We start from the raw sequence: 7,438 nt of genomic DNA, 5'->3' as shown, positions 1-7,438 counted from the left end.
AATAAATACCATCTTTATGAGATGTGTCAACCAAAATCCTCTTACCGCCACTGCCTTGAGCTGGTTTGATTACAAAACCAGGCCAATCTTTAACGATATCGTGAATGTTTTTCACTTCAGCTTGGCTGTCAATCACACCGATAAGCTTAGGAACGGTTGCTCCCGCTTTCTCGGCAATGATCTTTGTTTTTAATTTATCATCAACCAATGGGTACTTGCTTCGGTCATTGTAACGGCCAATATAGCCGCCGTTACGTTGATTCATTCCCATGATCCCTTTTGCTTTTAGTTTTGCTGGAGACGTAAATCTACTGAACATAGGTTAGTCCTCCGCTAAAGGCTTAAAGCGACGAAGTTCACTTAAACGATAACCTGTGTAATTACCAAGCATTAGAATGACCGCTAAGATAATTAACTGAACTCCAATAAAGTTAAAAGTTAAGTGCTGTACGAATGGGTTTGTCATTGCAATGTAGATTAATACTGCAGTTAGTAATGAACCACCGCCTTGAGTTGCCACTTCTTTCCAGCCTTCTTCTTCCCATAGGATAGACATACGTTCTACTGTCCAAGAAAGGATGATCATAGGGAAGAAAGTAATACTTAATCCTGCTGTTAGACCAATCTTAAAGGCTACAATCGTAAAGACTGAAATAATCATGATCACGGCGATGATCACCGCAGATATCCTGGCTACCAGAAGTAAGTTGAGCTTCGATAGATAACTACGAATAACCAAACCAGTTCCGACAATCAATAAGAAGCCGACGATGCCGGTGACTAATTGAGTTTGAACAAAAGCAACCGCGATCAATACTGGCATAAAAGTACCAGACGTTTTTAAACCGATAATAACTCTTAGGAACACCACCATTAGTGCGCCAATCGGAATAAGCATGATGGTTTTAAACATCGATTGCTCTTCAAGAGGGAGGCTATGAATAGAGAAGTTTAATAAATTATCCGCTTCGACTTTTTTATCGGTTGCTGCGGTAGGAGAAATCTCTTGTGCAATCATTGAGAAGTTAATTTGGCTGTTTTTACCGCCAACAACATCTAATAAAGATACATTGGTTTCATCCCAAAGTAGCAAATTAGTTGGCTGGCCTTGTTCTCCAGTTTCTGGATTGAACAATTGCCATTTCTCGCCATTCCATACTTCAACCATGTGTTGAACAGATTGGCGGCGACGACCATCTTCTAACCAAAGCGTTCCAACAACTTTGTTATGAATCGCTTCATAGCTTAGCAGCTTAGAAACCGCTTGAACTCTAGTTAAGTCATTAAGTAATAAAGATGCATTTTGATTATCAGGGTCATTAAATTGCTTAATTAGCTCACGAGTTAAGGTGATGTCATCAGAAGAACGCGCTCTTGCTTGCTCTAATAATGAAATAGCGGCGGATTCATGTGGGCCTTCAAAAGTAACCTCTTCTGGCTTATCTGAGGTTGGTGGCTCAATGGTGGCATGAGCTTGTGGGTCAACTAAGATCTGAGTTTTATAATACAGAGTTTGTGGCCCGTCGGCTTGGCGGATTGTCCATTCTGCGCGACGTCCATGCTCTGTTGTTAAATACGCGATACCATAGCCTGGAGAAGATGCGCTCTCGTCGACAATAGTAAAACCAGCTTGAGTCTGTGGTGCAGCCATAGAAACCTTAACAGGCTTGTTAATGGCATCAAATTGAATTCGGGCTTCTACATCCCAGACTTGGCTTCTCTCTCCTGGTGTCCAAGGAACTCCGTACGCATCATGGCGTAGCCAGCTTAACGTAAGTCCTGCGACAATTAATAGTGAGATAAGAAAATAAAAAGGCACTCTAGATGGCATAACGTCCTCATTGTAATGGCATAAGTGAAAGATAATTATAATTGTAATTCAAGCGGTAATTTTTGCTACTAACATATTGAATAAATTACCGCTTATTTGAGATAGGTGTTACTTTTTGCTTTGAACAAACTCTTTACTGACATCAATAACAGCAATGTCTTGTATGAACTCTCTACCCAATAAAACAGAATGGGTCATGTGAGAGCGATCTGCAAGGGTAAACTGTACTTTTTCATGGATTGCCCCAAGTTTGATCCACAATTCAACGACTGGGCGACGTTCCGCTTCTTCTGTTGTTGATTGGCGAATTTTCACATTGCGGATAACTGGGGCCGTAATCCACTCTAATTTACCATCTTTCGTGGTCGTATTTTGGTTTGCTAAGTGAAAGCGGACCCATTGAGTACCATTACGTTCAAACTCTTGAAGATCGACAGCATTGAGAGAGGAGGTTGTTGCTCCAGTATCAATACGAGCACTAAATTGTTGCTGTATATCGGCAATTTCTACGTTTTCAATAGCCCCTAAAATAAGCGTATCTTTTAGGGATTGAGTTTGCAGAGAAATAGGCATGGGTGCTAAGCGTGCTTTTCTAGACGTTGCTTGCTTTATGCTTGCTTGAATTTTTATTTGTTCAGTTCGAACTAATGACAGTTCTTCTGAGACATTCGACAGCTCTTTTTCTAATGTCGAAATATAGCCATTTTGTGCTTCAATTTTTGTTTCCATACCATCTAAACGAGTATTTAGATTAGTTTCCATAGACTTAATAGCGGCAACTGTTTCTGTATTATCAGAAGCGACAGGTGTGGCTTGTTGAGTTAGCGCGCATCCTGAAAGGCTTAACATTGCAACCAATGGTAGAATTCGTTGGATCATTTTATGTTCCGTTGAGTTAAAGTAACATGTACATAATAACGATAATAGATAGAAGCGGATAGCCCTTAAATGTTAGCGTTTAGTCAGGTTTTTTAGCAATTAAGATCGCACGCTTAGGAGCTGGGTGGCCTTCAATTGTTTTTGTTGGGTCATTTGGATCTAAATACTCAGGTAGAGAATTGTGTTTCATCCATTCTGTTGAGCGTTGTTCACCTGTAGTGGTCACGCACTCATCCACAATTTTTACACCCACAAAACCAACACTTTCTAACCATACCTTTAATGCTCGCGCTGATGGAAAGAAGAAAACATTACGCATTTGAGCATAACGGTCAACAGGCATTAATACCGCGTTTTCATCGCCATCAATGACTAGGGTTTCTAACACTAGTTCACCACCAGCGACTAATTGATTTTTTAATTGAATCAAATGGTCAAGAGGAGAGCGACGGTGATAAAGCACCCCCATGCTAAATACGGTATCAAATGCATTTAATTCTGGGAGCTGTTCAATACCTAATGGTAATAAATGAGCACGTTGATCGTTGCCCATTAATTTACGAATGGCTTCGAATTGAATTAAAAATAAGTGTGATGGATCAATCCCTACACATAAACGGGCTTCTTCACCCAGCATGCGCCACATATGATATCCATTGCCACAGCCTACATCTAATACTGAGCGGTTTTTAAGTGGGGTAATATGAGGCAGTAGTCGATCCCACTTCCAGTCAGAGCGCCATTCTGTATCAATATGAATATCGTGAACCGTAAATGGTCCTTTACGCCAAGGGTGAAAGGTTTGTAATAAGTTTTCTAATTTTTTACGCTCGCCATTAATCAATGGTTCATTGTTTGATAGTGCCACTGACGTTTTTAAGTCAATGTTATCTGCGCATCCTTCTGGGATTTTTTTTAGCGCTTTAGTCCAGCGTTCAATATCACCATGCTCTGCGTTCTGCCAATCAGTGAGTTGCTGAGGAAGAACATTCAACCATGGCTGAAGAATAGTATCTTGAGAAATAAGAGTGTAAAAATTAGCAAAATTAATCATTGAGATGTCTTAAATTAATAAATGAGAAAAATAAAGGGCAATATTCGATTATTTTATGGCAAACATTGAACCGAAATTGAAACACTGAAACCAAACTTCGGCGCTTTTGAAACCAATGTCTTTAAAGCGTTGTTTGTGAGTCTCAATCGGATCTGGCAGCATGACATGTTCAATGGCACTGCGTTTTTGACTGATCTCTAATTCACTGTAGCCATTGGCACGCTTGAAATCATGGTGTAGATCGATAAGTAATTCATTCGCGGTATCGTCTTCAAAGATATATTTTTCAGATAGGATGATAATGCCACCAGGACGTAAACCTGCATAGATTTTTTCAAGCAGCACGCGACGATCAATCGGCGCTAAAAACTGTAATGTGAAATTTAATACCACAACAGAGGCGTCTTGAATTTCGACATCACGAACATCGGCTTCAATAATAGATACGGGTGTATCGGAACGATAGGCATTAATCAGTAATCGGCAACGTTCAACCATCGCTGATGAGTTGTCGACACCTATAATTTGGCAGCCTTCCTGATTTATATGACGACGCATAGATAGGGTTGCTGCACCTAAAGAACATCCTAAATCATATACATTTGAATGAGGTTTAGCGTAACGCTCAGCCAGCATGCCAATAGCAGAAATAATATTGCTATAACCTGGAATCGAACGTTGGATCATATCAGGGAAGACTTCAGCGACTCGTTCGTCAAAAGTAAAGTCGCCAATTTTGTCAATAGGTGTTGAAAAAATGGTATCAGGGTTAGCCATGGTATTCTCGCAAAGGCACGTTGTTTATCCGTACTTATTTATATCCATTCTAGGTAAATATTGGTTTGTACTACTTACCTAGAATTGCATACATCCGTGCTCTCCTGCACATGATGGCACTATTGTAGTTAATTCTTATCTTAAAGTCTTTAGGGCAATGAGAATTGAAAGTGAACTTTTTTTGCTCCTTGCTATGTCGTTAGAATATTTTTCCTTTATAATGGCGCTATATTTTTGCGTTTTGTATATTAATACAGCAAAGTGGCTGTTTTATTAGTCATTTTAGCAAGCGTAAATCGGTTTATGAGAAATGCAGTAAGGCTTTTTATTGCATTTACTATTGATATGTATATTAGATTGGGAAAATCATCATGCGCACCCATTACTGTGGTAACCTGAACAAGTCCCTTGCAGGGCAAACTGTAGAACTTTGCGGCTGGGTAAACCGTCGCCGTGACTTAGGCGGTCTTATCTTTATTGATATGCGAGATCGTGAAGGTGTCGTTCAGGTAGTTGTTGATCCAGATATGAAAGATATCTTTTCAATCGCTAACCAACTGCGCAATGAATTCTGTATTAAATTTACTGGCGAAGTACGTGTTCGTCCTGACAGCCAAGTAAATAAAGATATGTCTACGGGTGAAGTTGAACTTTACGCAACAGGTCTTGAGATCATCAACCGTTCAGAAGCACTTCCACTGGATTTCAATCAAACGAACTCTGAAGAACAACGCCTGAAGTACCGTTATATTGATTTACGTCGTCCAGAAATGAGTGACCGTATCAAGTTACGTGCTCGTGCATCTAGCTTCGTTCGCCGTTTCTTAGATGAGAACTTATTCTTAGATATCGAAACACCAGTACTAACAAAAGCAACGCCAGAAGGCGCTCGTGATTACCTAGTACCAAGCCGTGTTCATAAAGGCAGTTTCTATGCACTTCCACAATCACCACAGTTGTTTAAGCAACTTTTGATGATGTCTGGTTTTGACCGTTACTACCAAATCGTTAAATGTTTCCGTGATGAAGATTTACGTGCTGACCGTCAACCTGAATTTACTCAAATAGATATCGAAACCTCTTTCCTTTCGTCTAATCAAGTACGTGATATTACTGAACGTTTGGTCCATGACATGTGGAAAGAGCTTCTTGATGTTGAGCTTGGTCAATTCCCAATAATGAAATATTCTGAAGCGATCCGTCGTTTTGGTTCTGATAAGCCAGATCTACGTAACCCACTAGAATTAGTTGATGTTGCTGATCTTCTTAAAGACGTAGAATTCCAAGTATTCGCAGGTCCAGCTAATGATGAAAAAGGCCGTGTAGCGGTTATTCGTGTTCCTGGTGGCGCATCGCTTTCTCGTAAGCAAATTGATGAATATGGCAAGTTCGTAGGTATCTATGGTGCGAAAGGTCTAGCTTGGATGAAAGTGAACGATCGCGCAGCCGGTGTTGAAGGTGTTCAATCTCCTGTAGCTAAGTTCCTAAGTGAAGAGATAGTAAACAGTATTCTAGAACGCACAGAAGCTGAAAGTGGCGATATCATCCTATTTGGTGCAGATAAAGCAAACATTGTTTCTGAAGCAATGGGTGCATTACGTATCAAGCTTGGCGATGATTTAGAGCTAACAGATAAAAAAGTGTGGGCGCCTCTTTGGGTTATTGACTTCCCAATGTTTGAAGAAGATGGTGAAGGTAACTTGCACGCAATGCACCACCCATTTACGTCTCCATTAGGTATGACAGCAGAAGAGCTAAAAGTGAATCCAGCTGCTGCAAACTCTGATGCCTACGACATGGTTATTAATGGCTATGAAGTTGGTGGTGGTTCTGTTCGTATTCACAATGCTGAAATGCAAACAGCAGTATTTGGTATTTTAGGTATCGAAGCGAAAGAGCAACAAGAGAAATTTGGTTTCTTACTTGAAGCGCTTAAATACGGTACACCACCACACGCAGGTCTTGCATTCGGTCTTGATCGCTTAGCAATGCTTCTTTGTGGTACAGAAAATATCCGTGATGTTATCGCATTCCCTAAAACAACGGCTGCAGCGTGTCTACTTACGAACGCACCAAGTCTTGCTAATCCTGATTCTCTTGCAGAATTAGCGATTGCAGTAAAATTTGCTGAGAAAAAAGACGCTTAATTAATTAAGTTTTCTTTTTATTAAAAAATGCCCGCCTTATGCGGGCATTTTTGTATCTGCTCTATCTAAAATGAGAAAGTAGCACATTACTAATCCCTTGAGTTTAGAAGGATACCTAGCTAATATACATGTATAAATACTCAGTGGTTTTACTATGTCTATTATTCTAGGGATTGATCCCGGCTCTCGTATTACCGGTTATGGCGTTATTCGTCAAAATGGCCGACATCTGCAATATTTAGGCAGTGGTTGTATTCGCATGTCAGAAAAGGAACTCCCAGGTCGCTTAAGGCAGATCTATGCTGGTGTTTCTGAAATTATTACGCAGTTTCAACCAGATGTATTCGCTATTGAACAAGTGTTTATGTCTAAAAATGCTGACTCAGCGTTAAAGTTAGGGCAAGCACGAGGCAGTGCAATAGTTGCAGCAGTAAATGCAGATTTACCCGTTTATGAATATGCCGCGCGTTTAATTAAACAAGCCGTAACGGGAACGGGTGCAGCAGATAAAGCACAAGTTCAACATATGGTTATGACGATGCTTAAATTGTCAGCAAGGCCACAAGCTGATGCGGCGGATGGCTTAGGTGTTGCGATTTGTCATGCAAATACCAATAAAACCTTAATCGCATTAGCGGGCAAAGCAACGAGCGCCCGACGTGGACGTTATCGCTAAAGTGTACTTAAATTCTCATTTCTTTTACTGGATATCTATCCAGTTCTTTATTACTATTCCAACCAGTTAATTAT

At 40.3% G+C, this 7,438-nt stretch carries 7 protein-coding genes; 2 read left to right on the top strand and 5 right to left on the bottom strand.

The window, feature by feature from the left end:
- The 5 genes from Q1K78_RS10210 to cmoA form a co-directional block, all read right to left on the bottom strand.
- Window positions 1–319, bottom strand: a 319-nt coding sequence (locus Q1K78_RS10210; RefSeq protein ID WP_300177781.1) for a sugar-transfer associated ATP-grasp domain-containing protein, incomplete at its 3' end; no start/stop codon positions are given.
- A gap of 3 nt (window positions 320–322) precedes the next feature.
- Window positions 323–1,831 carry an inactive transglutaminase family protein gene (locus Q1K78_RS10205; RefSeq protein WP_300177778.1) on the bottom strand — a complete coding sequence of 503 codons (1,509 nt, stop codon included), beginning with the start codon at window positions 1,829–1,831 and terminating at the stop codon, window positions 323–325.
- A gap of 108 nt (window positions 1,832–1,939) precedes the next feature.
- Window positions 1,940–2,710 carry an ATP-dependent zinc protease gene (locus Q1K78_RS10200; RefSeq protein ID WP_300177775.1) on the bottom strand — a complete coding sequence of 257 codons (771 nt, stop codon included), beginning with the start codon at window positions 2,708–2,710 and terminating at the stop codon, window positions 1,940–1,942.
- Between the two features lie 79 nt (window positions 2,711–2,789).
- Window positions 2,790–3,764 (bottom strand): tRNA 5-methoxyuridine(34)/uridine 5-oxyacetic acid(34) synthase CmoB, encoded by a 975-nt coding sequence (gene cmoB, locus Q1K78_RS10195; protein WP_300177773.1) that lies wholly within the window; start codon window positions 3,762–3,764, stop codon window positions 2,790–2,792.
- Between the two features lie 48 nt (window positions 3,765–3,812).
- Window positions 3,813–4,541, bottom strand: a complete 729-nt coding sequence (gene cmoA, locus Q1K78_RS10190; RefSeq protein WP_300177770.1) for a carboxy-S-adenosyl-L-methionine synthase CmoA — start codon at window positions 4,539–4,541, stop codon at window positions 3,813–3,815.
- Window positions 4,542–4,912: 371 nt separating this feature from the next.
- Between cmoA and aspS the strand changes: the two genes are divergently transcribed.
- Window positions 4,913–6,688, top strand: a complete 1,776-nt coding sequence (gene aspS, locus Q1K78_RS10185) for an aspartate--tRNA ligase (RefSeq protein WP_300177767.1) — start codon at window positions 4,913–4,915, stop codon at window positions 6,686–6,688.
- 154 nt (window positions 6,689–6,842) lie between these two features.
- Window positions 6,843–7,364 (top strand): crossover junction endodeoxyribonuclease RuvC, encoded by a 522-nt coding sequence (gene ruvC, locus Q1K78_RS10180; RefSeq protein ID WP_300177765.1) that lies wholly within the window; start codon window positions 6,843–6,845, stop codon window positions 7,362–7,364.
- Window positions 7,365–7,438: the final 74 nt, after the last annotated feature.

It is taken from the genome of uncultured Aliivibrio sp., assembly GCF_946479765.1.
GTDB lineage: Bacteria > Pseudomonadota > Gammaproteobacteria > Enterobacterales > Vibrionaceae > Aliivibrio.
This window is presented reverse-complemented; position numbering and strand designations above follow the sequence as displayed.

Coding starts and splice junctions, on each gene's coding strand:
- Q1K78_RS10200 (WP_300177775.1), bottom strand. CDS start 2,710: ATGATCCAACGAATTCTACCATTGGTTGCAATGTTAAGCCTTTCAGGA.
- cmoB (WP_300177773.1), bottom strand. CDS start 3,764: ATGATTAATTTTGCTAATTTTTACACTCTTATTTCTCAAGATACTATT.
- aspS (WP_300177767.1), top strand. CDS start 4,913: ATGCGCACCCATTACTGTGGTAACCTGAACAAGTCCCTTGCAGGGCAA.
- Q1K78_RS10205 (WP_300177778.1), bottom strand. CDS start 1,831: ATGCCATCTAGAGTGCCTTTTTATTTTCTTATCTCACTATTAATTGTC.
- ruvC (WP_300177765.1), top strand. CDS start 6,843: ATGTCTATTATTCTAGGGATTGATCCCGGCTCTCGTATTACCGGTTAT.
- cmoA (WP_300177770.1), bottom strand. CDS start 4,541: ATGGCTAACCCTGATACCATTTTTTCAACACCTATTGACAAAATTGGC.